This window comes from Streptosporangium sp. NPDC005286 (genome assembly GCF_040607515.1).
Taxonomy (GTDB): domain Bacteria; phylum Actinomycetota; class Actinomycetes; order Streptosporangiales; family Streptosporangiaceae; genus Streptosporangium.
This window is the reverse complement of sequence record NZ_JBEXGU010000028.1, coordinates 1-22,094: the sequence shown is the minus strand read 5'-3', so window position 1 is coordinate 22,094 and position 22,094 is coordinate 1. Positions and strand designations below refer to the sequence as shown.

Annotated in this window: 16 protein-coding genes and 1 pseudogene; 13 read left to right on the top strand and 4 right to left on the bottom strand. The window is 71.1% G+C overall.

The annotated features are described in order from the left end of the window. The first annotated feature begins 240 nt into the window (after positions 1-240). Together ABZU75_RS13365 and ABZU75_RS13360 are read left to right on the top strand one after the other, a co-directional pair. The gene (locus tag ABZU75_RS13365) at positions 241-1,233 is read left to right on the top strand and encodes a COX15/CtaA family protein (protein ID WP_355553243.1); all 993 of its coding nucleotides are present in this window, start codon (positions 241-243) and stop codon (positions 1,231-1,233) included. A gap of 118 nt (positions 1,234-1,351) precedes the next feature. Next, positions 1,352-2,032 (top strand): ElyC/SanA/YdcF family protein, encoded by a 681-nt coding sequence (locus ABZU75_RS13360; protein ID WP_355553239.1) that lies wholly within the window; start codon positions 1,352-1,354, stop codon positions 2,030-2,032. Here the strand turns inward: ABZU75_RS13360 and ABZU75_RS13355 are convergent. Together ABZU75_RS13355 and ABZU75_RS13350 are read right to left on the bottom strand one after the other, a co-directional pair. After that, entirely contained in the window at positions 2,020-3,315 is a 1,296-nt protein-coding gene (locus ABZU75_RS13355) for a PrsW family intramembrane metalloprotease (RefSeq protein WP_355553236.1), read from the bottom strand. The two genes, ABZU75_RS13360 and ABZU75_RS13355, sit on opposite strands and share 13 nt — an antisense overlap. A 312-nt stretch (positions 3,316-3,627) precedes the next feature. Next, positions 3,628-4,581, bottom strand: coding sequence for a heme o synthase (locus ABZU75_RS13350; RefSeq protein ID WP_355553233.1), 954 nt, complete (start codon positions 4,579-4,581; stop codon positions 3,628-3,630). A 312-nt stretch (positions 4,582-4,893) separates the two neighbouring features. Between ABZU75_RS13350 and tkt the strand changes: the two genes are divergently transcribed. Genes tkt through pgl form a run of 6 tightly spaced genes read left to right on the top strand, consistent with a single transcriptional unit; the run spans position 4,894 to position 13,149 of the window. After that, positions 4,894-6,990, top strand: a complete 2,097-nt coding sequence (tkt, locus tag ABZU75_RS13345; protein WP_355553230.1) for a transketolase — start codon at positions 4,894-4,896, stop codon at positions 6,988-6,990. A gap of 2 nt (positions 6,991-6,992) precedes the next feature. Beyond that, a complete protein-coding gene (tal, locus tag ABZU75_RS13340; protein WP_355553227.1) occupies positions 6,993-8,096 on the top strand; it encodes a transaldolase in 1,104 nt (367 codons plus the stop codon). An 8-nt stretch (positions 8,097-8,104) separates the two neighbouring features. Continuing rightward, complete coding sequence (locus tag ABZU75_RS13335) at positions 8,105-9,736, top strand: glucose-6-phosphate isomerase (protein ID WP_355553224.1); 1,632 nt, start codon at positions 8,105-8,107, stop codon at positions 9,734-9,736. A gap of 19 nt (positions 9,737-9,755) precedes the next feature. Beyond that, positions 9,756-11,408, top strand: a complete 1,653-nt coding sequence (gene zwf, locus ABZU75_RS13330) for a glucose-6-phosphate dehydrogenase (RefSeq protein WP_355553221.1) — start codon at positions 9,756-9,758, stop codon at positions 11,406-11,408. After that, positions 11,409-12,320, top strand: coding sequence for a glucose-6-phosphate dehydrogenase assembly protein OpcA (locus ABZU75_RS13325; RefSeq protein ID WP_355553218.1), 912 nt, complete (start codon positions 11,409-11,411; stop codon positions 12,318-12,320). It begins immediately after the preceding gene. 55 nt (positions 12,321-12,375) lie between these two features. After that, positions 12,376-13,149, top strand: coding sequence for a 6-phosphogluconolactonase (gene pgl, locus ABZU75_RS13320; protein WP_355553215.1), 774 nt, complete (start codon positions 12,376-12,378; stop codon positions 13,147-13,149). Between the two features lie 290 nt (positions 13,150-13,439). Here pgl and add read toward each other — a convergent pair whose 3' ends face one another. Beyond that, positions 13,440-14,474, bottom strand: a complete 1,035-nt coding sequence (gene add, locus ABZU75_RS13315) for an adenosine deaminase (RefSeq protein WP_355553212.1) — start codon at positions 14,472-14,474, stop codon at positions 13,440-13,442. 188 nt (positions 14,475-14,662) lie between these two features. On the opposite strand from add, the pseudogene ABZU75_RS13310 reads away from it, so the two are divergent. Then, positions 14,663-15,100 (top strand): annotated as a pseudogene (locus ABZU75_RS13310) (Clp protease N-terminal domain-containing protein); the annotation flags it as partial. Positions 15,101-15,425: 325 nt separating this feature from the next. Here the strand turns inward: ABZU75_RS13310 and ABZU75_RS13305 are convergent. Beyond that, complete coding sequence (locus ABZU75_RS13305) at positions 15,426-16,457, bottom strand: GNAT family N-acetyltransferase (RefSeq protein WP_355553209.1); 1,032 nt, start codon at positions 16,455-16,457, stop codon at positions 15,426-15,428. A gap of 177 nt (positions 16,458-16,634) precedes the next feature. On the opposite strand from ABZU75_RS13305, the gene ABZU75_RS13300 reads away from it, so the two are divergent. The 4 genes from ABZU75_RS13300 to ABZU75_RS13285 all read left to right on the top strand — a co-directional run bounded on the left by ABZU75_RS13300 (position 16,635) and on the right by ABZU75_RS13285 (position 21,925). Next, on the top strand, positions 16,635-18,035 hold the full coding sequence (locus ABZU75_RS13300; RefSeq protein WP_355553206.1) for an FAD-binding oxidoreductase: 1,401 nt from the start codon (positions 16,635-16,637) through the stop codon (positions 18,033-18,035). Between the two features lie 155 nt (positions 18,036-18,190). Beyond that, on the top strand, positions 18,191-19,804 hold the full coding sequence (locus ABZU75_RS13295; RefSeq protein WP_355553203.1) for an amidohydrolase: 1,614 nt from the start codon (positions 18,191-18,193) through the stop codon (positions 19,802-19,804). 21 nt (positions 19,805-19,825) lie between these two features. Beyond that, positions 19,826-20,632 carry an MBL fold metallo-hydrolase gene (locus ABZU75_RS13290; RefSeq protein ID WP_355553200.1) on the top strand — a complete coding sequence of 269 codons (807 nt, stop codon included), beginning with the start codon at positions 19,826-19,828 and terminating at the stop codon, positions 20,630-20,632. Positions 20,633-20,671: 39 nt separating this feature from the next. Next, on the top strand, positions 20,672-21,925 hold the full coding sequence (locus ABZU75_RS13285) for an MFS transporter (protein WP_355553197.1): 1,254 nt from the start codon (positions 20,672-20,674) through the stop codon (positions 21,923-21,925). Positions 21,926-22,094: the final 169 nt, after the last annotated feature.

Here is a 22,094-nt window from a genome sequence, read left to right as displayed (position 1 = left end):
GCTCGCCAGTAATATGTCACATACCTTTTTATGGATCAATGCACCGGACCGGACGTCACGGGCGTGCCACCGGCTCAGCCCACCCCTACCCGTGGACCCGTGAGGCACGCCGTCCGAGGTGAGCGGCCCCTGCCCGAGATGCCGGCAGGCGTGAACCGACCGGGGCGAAAGCCTCCGTACCGGCCCCGGCGCCAGGGGGCCACGGCGGGACCGCCCTCCTCGCCGCCTAGCATGTGAGCCGTGAAGCACCTCCTTGACCAGACCCGTCTGCGGACCGCGAAACTGACCTGGATCGTGGGGCCGCCGACCTTCCGCACCCTGCGCCGCTGGGCGCTGGCGTCGGTGGCGGCCAACGTCGGGATCACGGTGACGGGTGCCGCGGTGCGGGTCACCGGCTCCGGCCTGGGCTGCCCCACCTGGCCCAGGTGCACGCCGGACAGCTTCATCCCGGTGGCCCACGACGACATCTCACCGATCAACATGGCGATCGAGTTCGGCAACCGGCTGCTGACCTTTCTGGTGCTGGCCATCGGCCTGGCCTGCCTGCTCGCCGCCCTGCGGCTGCTGCCCCGCCGCCCCGATCTGGTCAGGCTGGCCTGGCTGCAGCCGATCGGCGTGGCCGTGCAGGGACTCTGGGGCGGCCTGGTCGTGCGCACCGCGCTCAACCCGGTCACCGTGGGCGTGCACTTCCTGGTCTCCGTCGGCATGATCGCCGCGGCGTACGCGCTGTACGCCCGGGCCGGCGAGGGCGCGGGCCCGCCGCGACGCCTGGTCAACCAGCACGTCCGCACACTCGGTTTCGTGCTCACCGCCGCGGTGTTCGTCCTGCTCGTCGTGGGCGTGGTGGTGACCGGCACCGGGCCGCACTCCGGGGACGTGATGGCCTCCCGGTTCGACTTCGACATCGAGACCGTGGCGAGGATCCACGCCGACGTCGCCTACCTGGTGGTCGGCCTCACCTTCGCGCTGGCGTTCGCGCTGCACATCACCGACGCGCCCGGGCACGCCCGGCGGGCCGCCTGGACGCTGCTCGGCGTGGAGGTGGCGCAGGGCGGAATCGGATACGTCCAGTACTTCCTGGGCGTGCCCGCGGCCCTGGTCAACCTCCACGTGCTCGGCTCGACCCTGGTCTGGGTCTGCGCGCTGCGGGTGGTGTTCACGATGCGCTCACGCGGCCCGGCGGGCGCGACGGCCGCCGAGAGCGCGGACCAGCTCGACCGGGTCCCGGCCTGACCGTCGGCTCCGCTCCCGCCGTGAAAGGCCCGCGACGGCCGCGTGGAAACCGATCCGGAGGATCCTGACCCCCCGGACGCGTTCGACTCGGCCGTCACCTGACCGCGACAATGGCCGGATGCCGCTGTCGCGAAGGTTCCTCCGGCTCTCCTACCAGGGCGCGGTGCTGCTGAGCGTCCTGGCCGTCGCACCGCTGACCTGGGCCTGGCTGGCCAGCTCCGGCCACCGGGTGATCGCGGACTCCTCACCCGGCTGGATCGCCGGGGTTCCCGAGGCGCCGGTGGCGCTGGTGCTGGGGGCGGCCGCCTTCGGGGGCACCCCTTCCCCGATGCTGGCCAGACGGCTGGACATCTCCGCCGAGCTGTACCGGGCCGGCAAGGTCAGGGCGATCCTGCTGTCGGGCGACAACGGGCGGATCGAGTACGACGAGCCGACCGTGATGCGCGACTACCTGCTCGCCCGTGGCATACCGGCCAGGGCGCTCGTCCTCGACTACGCCGGTTTCGACACCTGGGACTCGTGCGTGCGTGCCCGCGCCGTGTTCGGCGCCACCCGCCTCACCGTGGTCACCCAGCTCTTCCACCTGCCCAGGGCCGTCACCCTGTGCCGTACGGCGGGCCTGGAGACCTTCGGCGTGGGCGACGACTCCTCCCAGCGGTGGGCCTCCACCTACGCCTACGCGGCCCGCGAGTTCGCCGCCTCCGCGAAGGGCCTCCTCGACGCCGTGGTCCTCGACTCCGCTCCCGTCTTCCCCGGGCCGCGCGAGACCTCCCTGGAGGCCGCGCTTCAGTCGGGGTGAACGCCGCGCCCGGGGGGCGGACGCCACTGAGCGGCGTCGGGATGCCCCGAGGTCCCGGGGGTACCGCCCCACGGATACGGCGAGCCGCCCGGCGGCCGGGCGCCGGGCCCGTACCCCGGCGGGACGTTGCCGCCGGGGGGCTGCGGTGGCGGTGGTGGCGGCTGCGGGGGGAACTGGGCGCGGGAGGCGGCCATGCACTCCAGCAGCGCCCGCTGCTCCTCGTTGAACGTACGCTCGTCGATCACATGCCCCCTGGCCCGCTCGTGGAGCAGGCCCAGCTCGGTGGCCGCGAGCTGGTAGTCGCTCATCGCCCGCAGTCCCGTCCTGCCGCCGTTGTTCCTGGCCCACTGCCTGGCGTGGCGGCGCCCCGGCAGGGAGGAGAGCATCGCGATGTCGTACGAGGAGACCAGCCCCGTCGCCCAGTAGGCGGGCAGGTAGGTCTGGATGAGCCCGATGATCCGCTTGCGGTCGCGGAAGATGATCCAGATCAGCACGAACAGCACGATCATCAGCAACAGGTAGGCGATGGCCAGGCCGGCGAAGCCGACGTAGGAGGCGAAGCCGTTCCAGATGCCGTGCAGCAGCATCGCGCCGATCCACCCGGCGGCGATGACGAAGATCCGGCCAGACCCCCGGCGCTGCGCCGCGTAGGCCACCGCGACACCGATCATGGAGGTGAACAACGGGTGGGCGAACGGTGAGAGGACTCCGCGCAGCACGACGGTCACCGCCAGGCCCTGCGCGCCCATGTCGTCGAGCGCGGCCACGTAGTAGCTGACGTTCTCGCTCATGGCGAAGCCGAGGCCGACCATGCTGGCGTAGATGATGCCGTCGGTGGGCCCGTCGAGCTCCGCGCGCCTGAACCTGAGCAGGCCCAGCAGCACCAGGCCCTTCATCGTCTCCTCGACCACCGGGGCGCCGAACGTGGCGGCGATGTTGCGCGCGTAGTCGTAGCCGAGCCCGGCGGCGTTCTCGATGTAGACGAGGCCGAGGGAGTTGACGACCCCGGCGACCAGGACCGCCACGCCCGCTCCCCAGGCGAACGCGAAGATCAGGTTGCCTCGCGGCTCGGGCTCGATCCGGTCGAGCGCCAGCACCGCGGCCAGCAGCACGGGAACGGGCGCGAGCGCGAGGATCAGGGCGATGAAGAAATAGACGGGGTCGCCGTTCAGCACGTCGAAGGAGAGCGACACCAGGCCGCACAGTCCCGTCAGGACGAGTCCGGTGATCAGCGCGAGCGACGGGCGGTCCCTGAGCACCCACCGGGGGTCACGGCTGGCCATGAGGTAACCGTAACCGTTGGCTTCCACCCCACGAATCAAACCGGGACATCCCAGCGTGAAGGTCTATGATCGGCACCTGGCGGGCGGCCCTGCACGCCCCGGATACGGAAACCATGCCGAGCGCTGGAACGGTCCCGGGACCGGAGCGGTGATCCGGCTCCCGAGGTTTTCCGACGACCATGAGTTGCCCTCCCCACGACCAGGCCCGACCCGGGCCGGCCAAGAAAACGTGTTCCCCACCCGGGAGACGTCTCCCCCCCGAACGGGAGGCGGAAACGGGCAGGTGGCAGGAGAGCGTACCGGTGAGAGGGCTCAGACGAACATCGAGTCGATGGCGACGGCGAGGAACAGCAACGCCAGGTAGGCGTTGGACCAGTGGAAGAAGCGCATCGGGCGCAGATCGACCCCTGTCTTGCCCGCGTTGACCCGGCCGAGGAGGCGGTGAACCTCCCACAGGCAGGCGGCGCCGAGGACGGCGGCGACGGCGGGATAGAGCAGGGTGGTTCCGGCCACCGGCCACAGCAGCAGCGAGCAGAGCACCGTCGCCCAGGTGTAGACGATGCTCTCCAGCACCACCCGGCGCTCGGTGGCGACCACCGGGAGCATGGGGACCTTCGCCGCGGCGTAGTCCTCCTTGTAGCGCATGGCGAGGGTCCAGGTGTGCGGAGGCGTCCAGAAGAACACCACGCCGAAGAGCACCACGGGGGCCCAGTCGAGGCCGCCGGTGACGCCGGCCCAGCCGATCAGCACCGGCATGCAGCCCGCGATACCCCCCCACACCACGTTCTGCGAGGTCCGCCGCTTGAGGATCATCGAGTAGACGAGCACGTAGAACAGGTTCGCGGCCAGCGACAGGCCGGCGGCGAGCCAGTTCACGGTCAACCCGAGGCCAAGGGTCGACAGCACCCCGAGAATGACTCCGAAGATCAGCGCATTGGTCGGCGGCACCAGGTCGCGGGCGAGCGGGCGGCGCCGGGTGCGGCGCATGGCCGCGTCGATGTCACGGTCGATGTAGCAGTTCAGGGCGTTCGCGCTGCCCGCCGACAGGGTGCCGAACACCAGGGTGTTGACGGCGATCCACAGCGGTGGCAGGCCCTTGGCCGCCAGGAACATCACCGGCAGCGTCGTGATCAGCAGCAGCTCGATGATCCGCGGCTTCGTGAGGGCGACGTAGGCCTTCACGACGTCGCCGAAGGAGCGAGGCACGACGCCTGCGGCCGTGCCCGCCTCGGGCGGGACCGTCGATTGCTTGTCGGTGAGCACCATCTAAGGCGCTTCCAGCACGTGCGGGGTCAACGCGTAACCTCTGATTAGAGCGGATCCGTGAATGCGGGCACCAGCCAGCCTTGAGGACTCACTGTAGTTGCAGGGGGGGCCGGTCCCGGCACGGGGTGCGGAAGCGGCGCGAGACGACAACCGCCGGGGAACCGCCCATGAGTCCCGTGGACCCGCACCTGGTCGACCTACGCCACGGTAGCGCGGCCGAAACCGTTAGGGTCCCATGTGGGCGGGAAATACCAGACCGGCGCCACCATCACACTATTAGATCCGGAGACCGAGCAGTTGAGCAGCGAACTCGTGCCAGCCCTTGAATGGAGCGACCTGGACCGCCGCGCGGTCGATGTCGTACGGGCCCTGGCCATGGATGCGGTAGAGAAGGCGGGCTCGGGCCACCCGGGCACCGCGATGAGCCTGGCGCCCGCCGCGTACCTGCTGTTCCAGCAGGTGATGCGGCATGATCCGTCAGACCCCTCCTGGGTGGGCCGTGACCGGTTCGTCCTTTCGGCCGGTCACACCAGCCTGACCCTCTACATCCAGCTCTACCTGTCGGGCTACGGCCTGAGCCTGGACGACCTCAAGGCGCTGCGCCAGTGGGAGAGCCTGACCCCCGGCCACCCCGAGCACGGCCACACCGTCGGCGTCGAGACCACCACGGGGCCGCTGGGCCAGGGCCTGGGCAACGCGGTCGGCATGGCCATGGCCGCCCGCCGCGAGCGCGGCCTGTTCGACCCGGACGCGGCGCAGGGCGCGAGCCCGTTCGACCACCACATCTGGTGCATCGCCTCCGAGGGGGACATCGAGGAGGGCATCAGCCACGAGGTCAGCGCCCTCGCGGGCCACCAGAGGCTGGGCAACCTGACCGTCGTCTTCGACAGCAACCACATCTCGATCGAGGACGACACCCAGATCGCGCTGAGCGAGGACGTCGTCAAGCGCTACGAGGCGTACGGCTGGCACACCCAGACCGTCGACTGGACGCGGACCGGCGACTACGTCGAGGACGTCGAGGCGCTGCACCAGGCGCTGGAGGCCGCCCGCGCCGAGACCGGCAGGCCGTCGTTCATCCGGCTGCGCACGATCATCGGCTGGCCCGCCCCCAACAAGAAGAACACCGGCAAGATCCACGGCTCGGCGCTGGGCGCCGACGAGGTCGCCGCCACCAAGAAGATCCTGGGCCTTGACGAGACCAAGAGCTTCGACGTCCCCGCCGAGGTCCTCGAGCACGCCCGCGAGGTCGTCGAGCGCGGCCGCGCCGCGCGGGCCGAGTGGGACAAGCTCTACCAGAGCTGGCGCGAGGCCAACCCCGAGCGCGCCGCCGAGTTCGACCGCATCTCCGTGCGGCAGCTCCCCGCCGGCTGGAGCGAGGCGCTGCCGCTCTTCGAGGCCGGCTCCTCCATCGCCACCCGCAAGGCCTCCGGCGAGGTGCTCAACAGCCTCGCGCCGGTGCTGCCCGAGTTGTGGGGCGGCTCGGCCGACCTGGCCGAGTCCAACAACACCACGATGAAGGGCGAGCCGTCCTTCATCCCCGAGGAGTTCCAGACCAGGGACTTCCCCGGCAACCCCTACGGCCGCACGCTGCACTTCGGCATCCGCGAGCACGGCATGGGGGCGATCCTCAACGGCATCGCGCTGCACAACGGCACCCGCCCCTACGGTGGCACGTTCCTGGTCTTCAGCGACTACATGCGTCCGGCCGTGCGGCTGGCGGCGCTGATGAAGCTGCCGGTCACCTACGTGTGGACGCACGACTCCATCGGCCTGGGCGAGGACGGCCCGACGCACCAGCCCGTCGAGCACCTGTGGGCGCTGCGCGCCATCCCCGGCCTCGACGTGGTCCGCCCCGCCGACGCCAACGAGACCGCCGCCGCCTGGCAGGTCGTGCTCGAGCACAACGACCGCCCGGCCGCGCTGGCGCTGACCCGCCAGAACCTGCCGGTCTACGAGGGCACCCGCGACGCGACGAAGGTCGCCCGCGGCGGCTACATCCTGCGGGAGGCCTCCAACGGGCAGCCCGCGGTGGTCCTGATCGGCACCGGCTCCGAGGTCGAGCTGGCCGTCGAGGCCCGCGAGATCCTGGAGGCGGAGGGCATCGCCACCCGGGTCGTGTCGATGCCGTGTGTGGAGTGGTTCCACGCCCAGGACACGGCCTACCGGCAGACGGTGCTGCCCTCCTCGGTCCGCGCGCGCGTGGCGGTGGAGGCGGGAATCTCACTGGGCTGGCGGGAGTTCGTAGGAGATGACGGGGAAGTGGTCAGCCTGGAGCACTTCGGTGCCTCGGCTCCCTACAAGACCCTCTATGAGCAGTTCGGCCTGACCGCCGAGCGCGTGGTCGCCGCAGCCAAGGCGAGCCTCGCCAAGACCGGAGCCGACAAGGGCGAGACGACAGGAAACTGATCATGAGTGAGATCCTGAGGAAACTCTCCGAGCAGGGCGTCTCCATCTGGCTGGACGACATCAGCCGCGAGCGTCTGCGCACCGGCAATCTCCAGTCGCTGATCCGCGACCGGCAGGTGGTCGGCGTCACCTCCAACCCGACGATCTTCGCCTCCGCGCTGAGCAAGGGCGACGCCTACGACACCCAGCTGCACGATCTGAAGATCCGCGGCGTCGACGTCGAGGAGGCGGTGCGCTCCATCACCACCTACGACATCCGCTGGGCCGCCGACGTGCTGCGCCCCGTCTACGACGCCACCGGCACCGTGGACGGCCGGGTGTCGATCGAGGTCGACCCGCGCCTGGCCAGGGAGACGGAGAAGACCGTCGCCGAGGCGCGCGCGCTGTGGTGGCTGGTCGACCGGCCCAACCTGTTCATCAAGATCCCGGCCACCGTCGAGGGCCTGCCCGCGATCACCCAGGCGATCTCCGAGGGCATCAGCGTCAACGTCACGCTGATCTTCTCCCTGGAACGCTACCGCGCCGTGATGAACGCCTGGCTGAGCGGCCTTGAGCAGGCCAAGGCCAAGGGCCTCGACCTGTCGAACATCGAGTCGGTGGCCTCGTTCTTCGTCAGCCGGCTGGACGGCGAGATCGACAAGCGCCTGGACAAGATCGGCACCCCCGAGGCCCTGGCGCTGAAGGGCAAGGCCGCGCTCGCCAACGCCCGGCTGGCCTTCGCCGCCTTCGAGGAGGTCGTCGCCTCCCCGCGCTGGCAGGCACTGGCCCTGGCCGGAGCCCGGCCGCAGCGCCCCCTGTGGGCCTCCACCGGTACCAAGAACCCCGACTACCCCGACACCCTCTACGTCGACGGGCTGGTCACCTCCGGCACCGTCAACACGATGCCGGAGAAGACCCTCGAGGCGGCCGCCGACCATGGCAGGATCACCGGTGACACGGTCCGCCCCTCCTACGAGGAGGCCTGGAACACCATGGCCGCGCTCAAGGAGATCGGCATCGACTACGACGACGTCGTGAGGTTCCTGGAGGAGGACGGCGTGGACAAGTTCGAGGCCTCCTGGACCGACCTGCTGGCGACCGTCACCGCCGAGCTGAAGAAGGCATGAGGGAACACATGTCAGTGTCCGTAACGTTCGGCGAGGACGACCTCACCGAGCAGGCCTCGGAGACGGCCGGCCGGCTCGTCTCCGAGGGGGTCCCCCAGTCCCTGGCCGCCGGCGACCCCACGCTGTGGGGCCCGGAGGCCGAGCCCGAGGCGGCCGTCCGCCTTGGCTGGCTCAACCTCCCGCTGACGAGCAGGCCACTGCTCGGTGAGATCGGCGAGCTGGTGGAGTGGGCCCGCGCCGAGGGCCTGGACCACGTGGTCCTGGCGGGCATGGGCGGCTCCTCCCTCGCTCCCGAGGTCATCACCGGCTCCGCCGACGTCCCGCTGACCGTCCTCGACACCACCGACCCCGGCCAGGTGCGCCGCGCGCTGGAGGACCGGCTGGAGAGCACGCTCCTGGTCGTCGCCAGCAAGAGCGGCGGCACCGTCGAGACCGACAGCCACCGGCGGATCTACGAGAAGGCCTTCCGCGACGCCGGGATCGACCCGGCCAGAAGGATCGTCGTCATCACCGACCCGGGCTCGCCGCTGGAGCTCAGTGCCCGCGAGGCGGGCTACCGGGTGGTCCTGGCCGACCCGAACGTGGGCGGCCGCTACAGCGCCCTGACGGCGTTCGGGCTGGTGCCCAGCGCGCTGGCGGGCGCCGACGTCGAGCGGCTGCTCGACGACGCCGCCGAGGTGCTGCCGCTGCTGTCGCGCTCAGCGGGCAACCCCGGCCTCGACCTGGGCGCCGCCCTGGGTGCCGCCGCGGTCGCCGGGCGCGACAAGCTCGTGATCGAGGACGGTCTTTCGGAGATCAACGGCCTGCCCGACTGGATCGAGCAGCTGGTCGCCGAGTCCACCGGCAAGTCCGGCAAGGGCATCCTGCCCGTCGTGGGCGCCGACCCCGGCGACGCCGACGACGAGCTGCTCGCCGGGATCGACACCGACGGCGTGGTGACCGTCGCCGGCCCGCTGGGCGCGCAGTTCCTCATCTGGGAGTACGCCACGGCCATCGCCGGGCGCGTCCTGGGCATCGACCCGTTCAACCAGCCGAACGTGGCCGAGTCCAAGGAGAACACCGCCAAACTGCTCGACCAGAGCGAGCTGCCGGTCGGCACCCCGATCCTCGTCGACGGCCCGGTGGAGGTCTACGGCGATCTGCCGCCGGGCGTGGAGGCCCCCAAGAGCCTGTCCGACGTGCTCACCGGGCTGCTGGAGGCGATCCCCTCCGACGGCTACCTCGCGGTGATGGCCTACCTCGACAGGGAGGCGGCCTTCGACGCCCCGTACCCCGAGGGCGCCTCGTTCGAGGAGATGACGGACGTGTGGAGCGCGGCCGACCCGGCCACGCTCCGCGGGATGCTCGCGGTCCGCACCGAGCGGCCGGTCACCTTCGGGTGGGGACCCCGCTTCCTGCACTCCACCGGCCAGTACCACAAGGGCGGCCCGCAGAACGGGGTGTTCCTGCAGATCACCGGGGCCGTCGAGAACGACCTGGAGGTTCCCGGCAAGCCCTACACCCTGGGCCGCCTCCAGCTCGCCCAGGCGCTGGGCGACCTGGGTGCCCTGGCCAGCCGGGGGCGCCCCGCCGTGCGACTGCACCTGACCGACCGTGCCGCCGGTGTCGCGCACCTGCTCGCCGCCTCACGGGAGGTCTGATGGGCCGCCGGAGGTTCGAATGAGCAAGGAGAACTCCCAGCCCCAGGCCGACCGGCCTCGGGCCGAGGAGCTCACCACCACGGGCACCGCGCACGAGGGGGCGGTCACCACGGCCACCGCCGCCTCGACCGCCGGCATCACCGAGGCCCTGATCGAGTCCAACCCGCTGCGCGACCCGCGCGACAAGCGCCTGCCGCGCGTGGCGGGGCCGTGCGTGCTGGTGCTGTTCGGCGTGACCGGCGACCTGGCACGCAAGAAGCTGCTACCGGCAATCTACGACCTGGCGAACCGGGGGCTGCTACCCCCGGGCTTCTCCCTGGTCGGCTTCGCCCGCCGGGACTGGGAGGACCAGGACTTCGCGCAGCTGACCCACGACGCCGTCAAGGAACACGCGCGCACGCCGTTCCGCGAGGAGGTCTGGAAGCAGCTGTCGGAGGGCATCTTCTTCTGCCGCGGCGAGTTCACCGACGACGGCGCCTTCGACGCGCTGGCGATGATGCTCAAGGAGATCGACGAGACCCGGGGCACCGGCGGCAACTACGGCTTCTACCTGTCGGTGCCGCCGAAGTTCTTCCCCGTCGTGGTCCAGCAGCTGAAGCGGACCGACCTGGCGGACGGCCCCAAGGGCTCCTGGCGCCGGGTGGTGATCGAGAAGCCGTTCGGGCACGACCTGCGGAGCGCCCAGGAGCTCAACGCGATCACCAGCGCGGTCTTCCCGGAGAGCTCGGTGTTCCGCATAGACCACTACCTGGGCAAGGAGACCGTCCAGAACATCCTGGCGCTGCGGTTCGCCAACAACCTGTTCGAGCCGATCTGGAACCGGGGTTATGTCGACCACGTGCAGATCACGATGGCCGAGGACATCGGCATCGGCGGCCGGGCCGGCTACTACGACGGCATCGGCGCGGCGCGCGACGTGATCCAGAACCACCTGTTGCAGCTGCTGGCCCTGGTCGGCATGGAGGATCCGACGTCGTTCGGAGCCGACTCGCTGCGCAGGGAGAAGGAGAAGGTCCTCAAGGCGGTGCGGCTGCCGTCGGACCTGTCGCTGACCACCGCGCGCGGCCGTTACGGGGCCGGCTGGCAGGGCGGCGAGCCGGTCATCGGCTACACGCAGGAGGAGGGCATCCCGCCCGACTCGATCACCGAGACCTACGCCGCCATCAAGCTGGAGATCGCCAACCGGCGTTGGGCGGGGGTGCCGTTCTACCTGCGCACCGGCAAAAGGCTCAGCCGCCGGGTCACCGAGGTGGCCGTGGTGTTCCAGCGCGCGCCGCACCTTCCGTTCAGCAAGGACGACACCGAGATACTCGGGCAGAACGCCCTGGTCATCCGGGTGCAGCCGGACGAGGGCATCACTGTGCGGTTCGGTTCCAAGGTTCCGGGCACCGCCATGGAGGTCAGGGACGTCTCGATGGACTTCGCCTACGGCGAGTCGTTCATGGAGTCCTCCCCCGAGGCCTACGAGCGGCTGCTGCTCGACGTGCTGATCGGCGACCCGCCGCTCTTCCCGCACCAGCGCGAGGTCGAGCTGTCCTGGAAGATCCTCGACCCGATCGAGGACTTCTGGAGCACCCAGGGCCCGCCGGAGGAGTATCCCGCGGGCACCTGGGGGCCGGCCTCGGCCGACGAGATGATGGCCCGTGACGGGCGCGTCTGGAGGCGGCTTTAGATGACCAGCTTCATGCTCAGCGGCACGACCGCCTCGAAGATCTCCTCCCAGCTCACCCACCTGCGCCACCAGATGGGCACCCCGGCCGTCGGCATGGTGCTGACCCTGGTGGTGGTCTGTGGCGAGAGCGACCAGTACGACGCGGTCCGGGCGGCGACCGAGGCGGCCAGGGAGCATCCCTCCCGGATACTGGTCGTCATTCCTCGCGACCCGAACGAGCCCAACCGGCTCGACGCCGAGATCCGGTTCGGCGAGTCGACCCCGGGCGAGGTGATACTGCTCCGTCTGTACGGGGAGCTGACCAGGCACGCCGACTCGGTGGTCAGCCCGCTGCTGCTCACCGACACCCCGGTGGTCGCCTGGTGGCCCAGCGACTGCCCCGAGGTCCCGGCCGCGGATCCGATCGGCATGCTGGCCCAGCGCCGCATCGTCGACGCGCGGTCCGCACCCGACTCGGTCAAGGCGATCGCCGGCCGGGCCCGCGGGTACGTGCCCGGCGACACCGACCTGGCCTGGACCCGGCTGACGACGTGGCGGAGCCTGCTGGCCGCCGCGTTCGACCAGCCGGTGGCCAAGGTCAAGCGGGGCACCGTGGAGGCCGTGCCCGGCCATGCCAGCGCCCTGCTGCTGGCGGCCTGGCTCGGTGAGCGCCTCGGCGCGCCGGTGAAGGTCTCCGACTCTCCCGGCCCCGGCCTGACCGCCGTCAAGCTGGTCTCGGGCGACGGCGACATCACCATCACCCGGGGCGACGGCCGCCTGGCCATGCTCTCGCGTCCCGGCCAGCCGGACCGCCGGGTCGCGCTGGCCCGGCGCCCGACGTCGGACCTGCTCGCCGAGGAGCTGCGGCGGCTGGACCCCGACGAGATCTACGCGGCCGCGATCCAGCGGCTCGCCCGGACCCGCAAGTCCTGAGTCGTGAGCGCCCCGCGGCCTGCCGCGGGGCGCCTTTCCTTGAAAGAGAAGTTCCGTGAGCGTTCCCACTGTGATCATCCATCGCGACGCCGACGTGCTCGCCAAGGCCGTCGCCGCCCGGGTGATCATCCGTGCCATCGACGCCCAGGCGGCCAAGGGCTCGGCCCAGCTGGTCCTGACCGGCGGCACCGTCGGCCTCGCCACCCTCGCCGAGATCGCCGCCTCCCCGGCCAGGGACGCCGTCGACTGGCGCAAGGTGGACATCTGGTGGGGCGACGAGCGTTTCCTGCCGGCCGGTGACGCCGAGCGCAACGAGACCGGCGCCCGCAAGGCCCTGCTGGACCACATAGACCTCGACCCCGAGCGGGTGCACGTGATGCGCGGCCCCGACTCGGGCATGACCGCCGAGGAGTCGGCCGACGCCTACGCCGAGGAGCTCCGCCGGGCCTCGCGCCCCGAGGACCACGGCCCGGCGCCGTCGTTCGACCTCATGATGCTCGGCATGGGCCCGGACGGCCATGTGGCCTCGCTCTTTCCCGGCATGCCCGCCCTGTACGACACCCGCCCGGTGGTGGCGGTGCACGGCTCGCCCAAACCGCCGCCCACTCGCATCTCGCTGACGATGCCGGTCATCCAGGGCTCCCGCGACGTGTGGGTGATCGCCGCCGGTGAGGAGAAGGCGAGAGCGGTACGGCTGGCACTGTCGGACTCGGGAACGATGCAGGTCCCCGCGGCCGGTGCCCGAGGCAGCCGGCGAACCCTCTTCCTGCTGGACCGGGCCGCCGCCTCCAAGATCCCCTCCTCCCTGGGCCGGATCTCCTCCCCCTGAGCCCGGCCCCTCGCTTTCGCCTTGGTCCGGCCCGCGTCGACCATCGCGGTCACGGTGTGCGATTCACTGATTACCGTTACGGTGGCCCTCGGTCCGCGACGGGGCCGCACGAACACCGCGGAATGGAGGGGATGGTGGCCGAACCATCCGACGTCACGCCGATGCCCGCCGAGCAGTTCGACGAGCCGGACGAGGCGCCCGTGCTCCGCGAGGCCGCGCGGCGACGGCGCGCCTATCGCGAATCGACATGACCTGACGATCGCGATCTTCGAGATGGCCGTCATGGGCGGTCAGGGTGCCGTCCCGGAGGGCTGGGCGGTGAGAGCGTCGATCTCGTCGAGGATCTCCTTCTTGCCCGCCGGGTCCATGGACGAGGCCTCGACGGCGTTGCGGGCCAGAGCGGCGAGGGTGGCGCGGTCCAGGCCCAGGTGTTCGGCGGCGGTACGGTACTCGCCGCTCAGGGTGGTGGCGAACATGGGCGGGTCGTCGCTGTTGAGGGTGACGAACAGGCCCTCCTCGATCATGCGGGGCAGCGGGTGCTCCTCGATGCGGGCGACCTGGCCGGTGCAGACGTTGGAGGTGGGGCAGACCTCCAGCGGGATCTGTGTCTCGCGCAGGTGGGCGACCAGGCGGGGGTCCTGCACGCAGGCGATGCCGTGGCCGATCCGCTCGGCGCCCAGGTGGTCGAGGACCTCCCAGATGGTCTCCGGGCCGCTCATCTCGCCCGCGTGCGGCAGGCTGCGCAGCCCGGCGGCGGTGGCGGCGCGGAAGGCGTCCCGGAAGGCGTCGCGATATTTCGGACGCTCCTGTTCGATCCCGGCCAGCCCGAAACCTACCAGCTCCTGGGGAGGTTCTCCGAGCGCGTGGTCCAGGGTGAACCGGGCCGCCTCGACGCCGTACTCGCCGGGGATGTCGAAGACGTACGCCATCCGCACGCCGTGCTCCTCACGGGCACGCCGGGCGGCCAGGTCGAGTGCCTCGGTGACCTCCCGCATCGGCATGCCCATGACGTGGTGCGCGTACGGGGTGACGGTCAGCTCGACGTAGCGCCCGTTCTGCCGGGCCAGGTCCGCGGCCAGGCCGAGCACCAGGGTCGCCACGTCCTCGGGCTCCCGGACCAGGGCGTTGATCGCCTGGTAGATCTCGGCGAAGTGCGGGAAGTCACGGAATTTGTAGAAGGCGAGCAACTCCTCCTCGGTCGTGGGAACGCCCCCGCCGGGGTGGCGGCGGGCGAGTTCCAGCACGGTGGCGGGCGAGGCGGAGCCGATCAGGTGGACGTGGAGCTCGACCTTGGGGAGGGCGTCGATGAACGTGTCGATCGTCATGCGGGCGACCCTACGCACGCCACACCCGGGTTTAAAAGTCATTTACCCTGAATCTAACAGTAAAATGTACGATTACGGCGGCGAATGCCGGGCGGCGCGAGAATTTCACCGGAGCTTTTCCTCCCGCTCATCGGACGTCTGGCGCATAGTGGGGGCAAGCACCTCGACACCCCTCACGGAGGCTCCCAGTGTTCGAGCGCTTCACCGACCGTGCCCGCCGTGTCGTGGTCCTGGCCCAGGAGGAGGCCCGGAGGCTCGGCCACGACCACATCGGCACCGAGCACATCCTGCTCGGCCTGGTCCTTGAGCAGGACGGCGTCGCCGGCCGCGCCCTGCGGGCCCTGGACATCGACGGCGAGCGGGTCAGGAACGACGTGGAGGAGATCATCGGCAGGGGTGAGGAGACCCCCGGCAGTCACATCCCCTTCACCCCGCACGCCAAGAAGGTGCTCGAACTGTCGCTGCGGGAGGCACTCGGCCTGCACCACACCTACATCGGCACCGAGCACATCCTGCTCGGTCTGATCCGCGAGGGCGAGGGCGTGGCCGCCCGGGTACTGGCCGGGCAGGGGGCGCACCTGGACGCCGTACGCGCCCAGGTGATCACGCTGCTCGGGCAGCGTGGCCCCGACCGCGTGGTGACCACCGAGGAGGGCTTTCCGGTGATGGGCGCGTCACTCTCGGCCAGACTGGAGCGCATCCAGGAGAGCCTGGACCGGATCGAGCGCAGGCTGGACGCCATCGACGCCGCTGACGCGCCCCGCGAGCCCGGCCCACCAAAGGAGCAGGCTCCCTGAGAACCCTCCCGCAGAACCGGGTAGGGCACACGCCCGCTAGGCGGGGTCAGAGAGGGAACCGCCCGCACCCGCCCTCGTGAGAGGGCATGGGAGTGGGCCCTCCCCGCTTCGGGAGCCCTGAGCGATCCCGAAACGGGGAGGCCGAATGATGGGTTCAACTCGGGGATGCCGTCGCCATCACTCCCACGGCCAGCCTGGCTTCCACCACGCCGGGGTCCTCGGTGTAACTCAGGGTCGCGCCAAGTGAGACCAGGAGCCTGCGCATGCGCACGTTGTCGGAGAGCAGGGTGGCTCTGACCTCGGCGAAGCCCAGGTCCCGGGCCTGGCCGACGAGCATCTGGGCCAGGGACGCGCCCAGTCCCCTGCCCTGCCAGCGGTCCTCGACCAGGAAGGCCATCTCGGCGATGCCGGGGTCGGGGGTGAACATCAGGTTGGCGAGGCCGACGACCTGGCCGTCGTGCCCGGCGACGATGGAGTGACCCTTCGTGCGGTCGCAGAGCCGGTCGAAGACCTTCGGCGGCAGCAGGGGCATCGCGGTGAAGTAGCGGAACCTGCGGGCCTCGGGCGAGCAGCGGTCGTGCAGGTCGCGTACGGCCTCGCGGTAGAGCCGGGTGAGCGGGCGGACCTGGACCTCGACGCCGTCGGAGAGCGTGATGTCGCGGTCGGTGCCGGACTGCTCGACGGGGGGCTGCGCCAGCCGCACGAAGGAGGCCGCGCGGGCGGCCTCGGTCAGGGTGAAGGGCAGCTCGGCCCGGCGCACCCTGATCGCGCGGCGCGGGGCCACGGGCACGGTGAGCAGCGTGGGGTCCGGGAGATCGCTCATCTCGGCACCGTAGACCCAGCGGGAGTCGTCGGCGCGCAGCAGTTCCCCAAGCAGCTCGGGCAGGCGCCAGGGTGTCGTACGCAGCCGGGAGGCGAGCAGGAGCACGCGGGTGGGCTCGTCCGTCAACTCGTGCGCGGTGGCGGGGACGACCAGGACCTCGCGTCCACCGACCGCCTCCAGGGCCTCGCGCACCGCCTCGGCACCGGCGGGGATGTCCGTGACGAACTCGTCGACCGTGCCGTCCGCGTCGGTCTGGACGCTCAGGCCCAGGATGTTGCCGCCCTTGGCGGCGAGCGCGGCGGCCAGCGAGGCGAGACGCCCCGGCCGCTCGTCAACGGTAGTACGAATCCTCAGAAACCCCATCAGAATGCTCCCTCTGTCGGGAGATAGCCTTACCTGACCCTGTTACGGGACTGCTACACATGAGTGAGCCCGCCGTTACATCTAGCGGATCACTCATTACGTGGCAGGACTGCTTTTCTGCAACGGTTTCCGTTGACAGGCGCATCACAATAGACGGATATAGCAGGATATGAGGCCATGAGCACGCGTGTTCCCCTGGCTGGGGATTTCGTCAACGGAGACGTCTCCTTCTGGTACCGCTCCCTCGGCATCCCCACGGCCGGCACTCCCCTCGGCGGCGACCTCGACGCCGACGTGGCCATCGTCGGCGCCGGCTACACCGGCCTGTGGACCGCCTACTACCTGAAGAAGGCCAGCCCCACCCTGCGGGTCGTGGTGCTGGAGAAGGAGTTCGCCGGCTACGGCGCCTCAGGGCGCAACGGCGGCTGGCTGGTCGGCGAGCTGGCGGGCACCCCCGAGCGCTACGCCAGGACGCACGGCACGGACGCGGCCAAGCGGCTGCAGCGAGTGATGTTCGAGGCGATCGACGAGGTCATCACGATCGCCGAGGACGAGAACATCGACGCGGACATCGTCAAGGGCGGCGTCACCACGGTCGCCACCAACGCCGCCCAGGACCGGCGGCTGCACCGGTTGCTCGCCCACGAGCGCCACTGGGGCTGGACCGAGGATGACGTGCGGCTGCTCGATCCGGCGGAGCGGGAGGAGCGCCTGCGGGTGGCCGGCGCGGTCAGCGCGATCTGGAGCCCGCACTGCGCCAGGATCCAGCCCGCCAAGCTGGCCCGCGGCCTGGCCCAGACCGTGCGGGACCTCGGGGTGAAGATCTTCGAGCGCACCCCGGTCACCGAGATCGCCCCGCGCGAGGCCCGCACGCCGCACGGCACGGTCCGCGCCGACTACGTCATCCGCGCCACCGAGGGTTTCACCGCCGAGCTGAAGCAGTACCACCGCGCCTGGCTGCCGATGAACAGCTCGATGATCGTCACCGAGCCGCTGGGCGGGCTGTGGGACGAGATCGGCTGGGAGGGCCACGAGCTGCTCGGCGACATGGCGCACTACTACATGTACGCCCAGCGCACCGCCGACGGCCGGATCGCGTTCGGCGGGCGCGGCAAGCCCTACCTCTACGGCTCCCGGGTGGACGAGCGGGGCCGCACCCACGAGTGGACGATCGAGGCGCTCTGGGAGTTGCTGACCGGGATGTTCCCCGCGGTCAGGGCCTCGAAGGTGGCGCACGCCTGGTCCGGGGTGCTCGGCGTGCCGCGCGACTGGTGCGCCACCGTGCACGTCGACCACGCCACCGGCATCGGCTGGGCGGGCGGCTACACCGGCCACGGGGTGACCACGACCAACCTCGCCGGCCGTACCCTGCGCGACCTGATCCTGCGCGAGGACACCGAGCTCGCCTCCCTGCCCTGGGTGGACCGCAAGGTGCGGGGCTGGGAGGTGGAACCGCTGCGGTGGATCGGCGTGCACACCATGTACGACCTCTACCGGCGGGCCGACGCCAGGGAGAAGGCGGGACTCGGCCGCACCTCGGTGCTGGCCCGCGTCGCCGACTCCATCACCGGACGCTGAGCGCCGGGGAAGACGGCCCCGGACGCCGGACGGCGGCGGGCGCCCGGAGAAACTCACCCTGGACCTCGGCCGGTCGAGCGTGCAGTGTAGGTGATCAAGCGGCATCCCGGGGGCGTCAGCGACCTCCGGGCCACCGACAGAAGGATGGTGCAACAGTGAGCGACCTGCTCTTCCTGGGCGGCCGGGTCTTCCTCGCCACCGACGCCTTCGCCGAGGCGGTGCTGGTCCGTGACGGCCGGATCGCCGCCGTAGGCACGGAGTCCGACGTCGTACGGCTGGCCGCCCCCGGCCACGAGGTCGTCGACCTGGACGGCCGCCTGCTGACCCCCGGGTTCACCGACGCGCACATCCACCCGGTGCAGGCGGGCCTGGAGCGGGCCAGGTGCGACCTGTCCGAGGTCTACGGCCTGCCGGAGTACGTGGAGAAGATCGTCGCCTACGCGGACTCCCACCCCGGCCACGAGTGGATCGACGGCGGCGGCTGGGACATGTCGGCCTTTCCCGGCGGCCTCCCGCACCGCTCCCAGCTCGACGTCGTCGACCGCCCGGTCTATCTGATCCAGCGCGACCACCACGCCGCCTGGGTCAACAGCCGGGCGCTGGAGCTGGCCGGGATCACCCGCGACACCCCAGACCCGGCCGACGGCAGGATCGAGCGCGACGCCGACGGCACGCCGAGCGGCGTACTGCACGAGGGCGCGATGGACCTGGTCGGCCTGCTCACCCCCCGTCCCAGCGCCCGGGACATGCACGAGGCGCTGCTGGCGGCCCAGGACCACCTGTTCTCCCTCGGCGTCACCGGCTGGCAGGACGCCATCGTCGGCTCCTACGCGGGCTACGACGACCAGCTGTCCACGTACGTCTCGGCGGCGGCCTCCGGCGCGCTGCGGGCCCGCGTCGTGGGCGCGCTGTGGTGGGACCGGACGCGCGGCGCCGAGCAGATCCCCGAGCTGCTGGAGCGGCGCGAGTCGGCCACGGGCCTGGAGCGGTTCCGCGCCACCTCGGTGAAGATCATGCAGGACGGCATCGCCGAGAACTTCACCGCCGCGGTGATCGAGCCCTACTGCCGCTGCGGCGGCACCGGCCTGTCGTACGTGGAGCCGGCGCTGCTGAAGGAGTGCGTCGCCGAGCTGGACCGGCACGGCTTCCAGGTCCACTTCCACGCCATCGGCGAGCGGGCGGTCCGCGAGGCGCTGGACAGCTTCGAGGGGACCGACCCGGCCAACCGGCACCACATCGCGCACCTGCAGATCGTCGAGCCCTCCGACGTGCCGCGCTTCGCCGAGCTCGGCGTGACCGCCAACCTGCAGCCGCTCTGGGCCACCCACCACGCCCAGATGGACGAGCTGACCCTGCCGTTCCTGGGCGAGAAGCGCTCCGGCTGGCAGTACCCGTTCGCCGACCTGCTGCGCTCGGGCACCCGCTTCTGTGCGGGCAGCGACTGGCCGGTCTCCAACCCCGACCCGATCCAGGGCCTGCACGTGGCCGTCAACCGCACCGAGCCGCCCAGCTCGGTGCACGCGGACTACCCGACGGCGCAGACTCCGTTCCTGCCCGGCCAGCGCCTGGATCTGGCCACCGCGCTGACCGCCTACACCGCCGGCTCGGCCCGGATCAACCACGACGACGACGCGGGGACCATCGTCCCCGGCAACCGCGCCGACCTGGTCGTCCTGGACCGCGACCCGTTCACCGAGCCGCAGACCGAGATCTGGCGGACGAGGGTCGCGATGACCTTCGTCGGCGGCGAGCAGGTCTACCGGCGCTGACCCGGTCGAAGGAGTTCCGAAGTGAACGATCTGCCCATCTGCGTCACCTGCGGGGTCCAGTACGCCACGGCGCGGGATGACTGCCCGATCTGCGAGGACGAGCGGCAGTACGTCGGCTGGGAGGGCCAGCGCTGGACCTCCCTCAACGAGCTACGCGAGAGCGGACACAGGCCGCACCTCGCCGAGGAGGGCACCGGGGTCGTCGGCATCGGCACCGACCCCGCCACCGCCATCGGGCAACGCGCCCTGCTGGTCCGCACCCCCGCCGGCAACGTGCTGTGGGACATGGTCAGCCACCTCGACGACGAGCTGATCAGGCAGGTCGGCGAGCTCGGCGGGATCGACGCCATCGCGATCAGCCACCCGCACTTCTACGGCTCGATGGTCGAATGGGCGCACGCCTTCGACGCGCCGATCCACCTGCACGCGGCCGACCGCGCCTGGGTGGCCCGCCCCGACGAGTCGGTGCTCTTCTGGGAGGGCGACACCCACGAGATCCTCGAAGGAGTGACGCTGGTCAACGCGGGCGTGCACTTCGACGGCGGCCAGGTCATGCACTGGCGCGACGCCGAGGACGGCCGGGGTGCGCTGTTCTCCGGCGACATCCTCCAGGTGGTGGCCGACCGCCGCTGGGTCGGCTTCATGTACAGCTACCCCAACCTGATCCCCGAACGCCCCGCCACGATCCGCCGCGCCCTGTCGCTCCTGGAGCCGTACGCCTTCGACCGCGTCTACGGCGGCTGGTGGAAGCGGATCGTGCACACCGACGGCGCCGAGGCCGTCCGCCGCTCCGCCGACCGCTACCTCTCCTTCGTCCTGGACGATTAACCGCTGGAAAAGATCGCCAAGGTGAGGGATAGTCCCCTGGTGCCGGGATCAGAGGAAGCAGAGAACGTGCGCCCGCTGTGGCGGGACCGGAACTTCAACGTCTTCTGGGTCTCCCAGACGCTCTCCGTCGCCGGGGACTCGTTCGCCTACATCGCCATCCCGCTGCTGGTGCTGAACGTGACCGGGTCTGTCGCGCAGATGGGCCTGCTGACGGGCGTGGCCGGTGCCGCGTCGGTCGGTGCCGGGATCTTCGCCGGGATCCTGGCCGACCGGCTCGACCGGCGGACCCTGCTGATCTGCTGCGACCTCGCCCGCCTGGTGCTGTACGGGCTCGTCCCGCTCGTCTGGGCGTTCGGCCCCCAGGTCTGGCTGCTCTACGTGGTGCTGCCGCTCAGCGAGGCGATCGGGATGGTCTTCCAGGTCACCTACGTGACCGCGGTGCGCAATCTGGTGGAGGGCGACCGCATCACCGAGGCCAACGGCCGGCTCTACGCGACCGCCGCGGCGGCCGGTGTCGGCGGCCCATTGCTCGCCGGGGTGGTCTCCGGACAGTTCGGCCCGACCGCGGCGATCGCCATCAACGCGGCGAGCTTCGCGCTGTCGGCGGCGGGCCTGTACTTCGTCCGGTTCAAGCGACCCGAGGCCGGCGCGCCCGCGCCGCCGCGCCAGCGGCCCTGGCAGGAGTTGCTGGCCGGTGCCCGGTTCCTCTGGCGGCACCCGGTGCTGCGCTCCCTGACGATCCTGCTCTCCTTCTTCATCTTCTTCACGCTCGGCATGACCGACGTCCTGATCTACCACCTCAAGCACGATCTGGGCCACTCCGACGGCACCGTCGGCACGGTCCTCGCGGTCGCCGCGGCCGGCACGATCGCCGGAGCCGTGCTCGTGGCGCCCGTCCGCCGCAGGCTCGGTTTCGGCGTCACCTGGATCGGCGCCCTCGCGACCAGCGGGCTCGCCATGGCGTGCGTCGGCCTCTCCGGCCGTGTCCCGGTGATCGCCGCCCTGATGGCCGTCTACCTCTGCGGCGTCAGCGTGGCCGGGATCTGCTCGATGTCCCTGCGCCAGCAGGTGACCCCGGACCATCTGCTCGGCCGCGTCACCTCGGCGTTCTGGACGATCCACTTCTCCCTCGGCCCGGTGGGCGCGGCCGTCCTGACCTGGGGTGCGGGCGGCTACGGCGTCACCGTGATCTGCCTCCTGGCCGGCACCGCCTGCCTGCTGATCGCGACGATCGCGCTCTTCACCCCCATCCGCCGCCCCGCCCCCGAGCACTCCGCGCCCACCACCTCATGAGGCCGGAGCATCCGGCGGTGAAAGGTCATTCGGTGTGGTCGCCTCGGCGGGCTGATCCATGAGCGTAGGCCGAGTTTCCGGCACCCACCCGCGGGGCGGACCCCGCAGCCGGTGGGTGGCCCGGGGGAGCAGTTAGCCGCGGGGTACGCGGCCGCCCCCCCCACCAGCG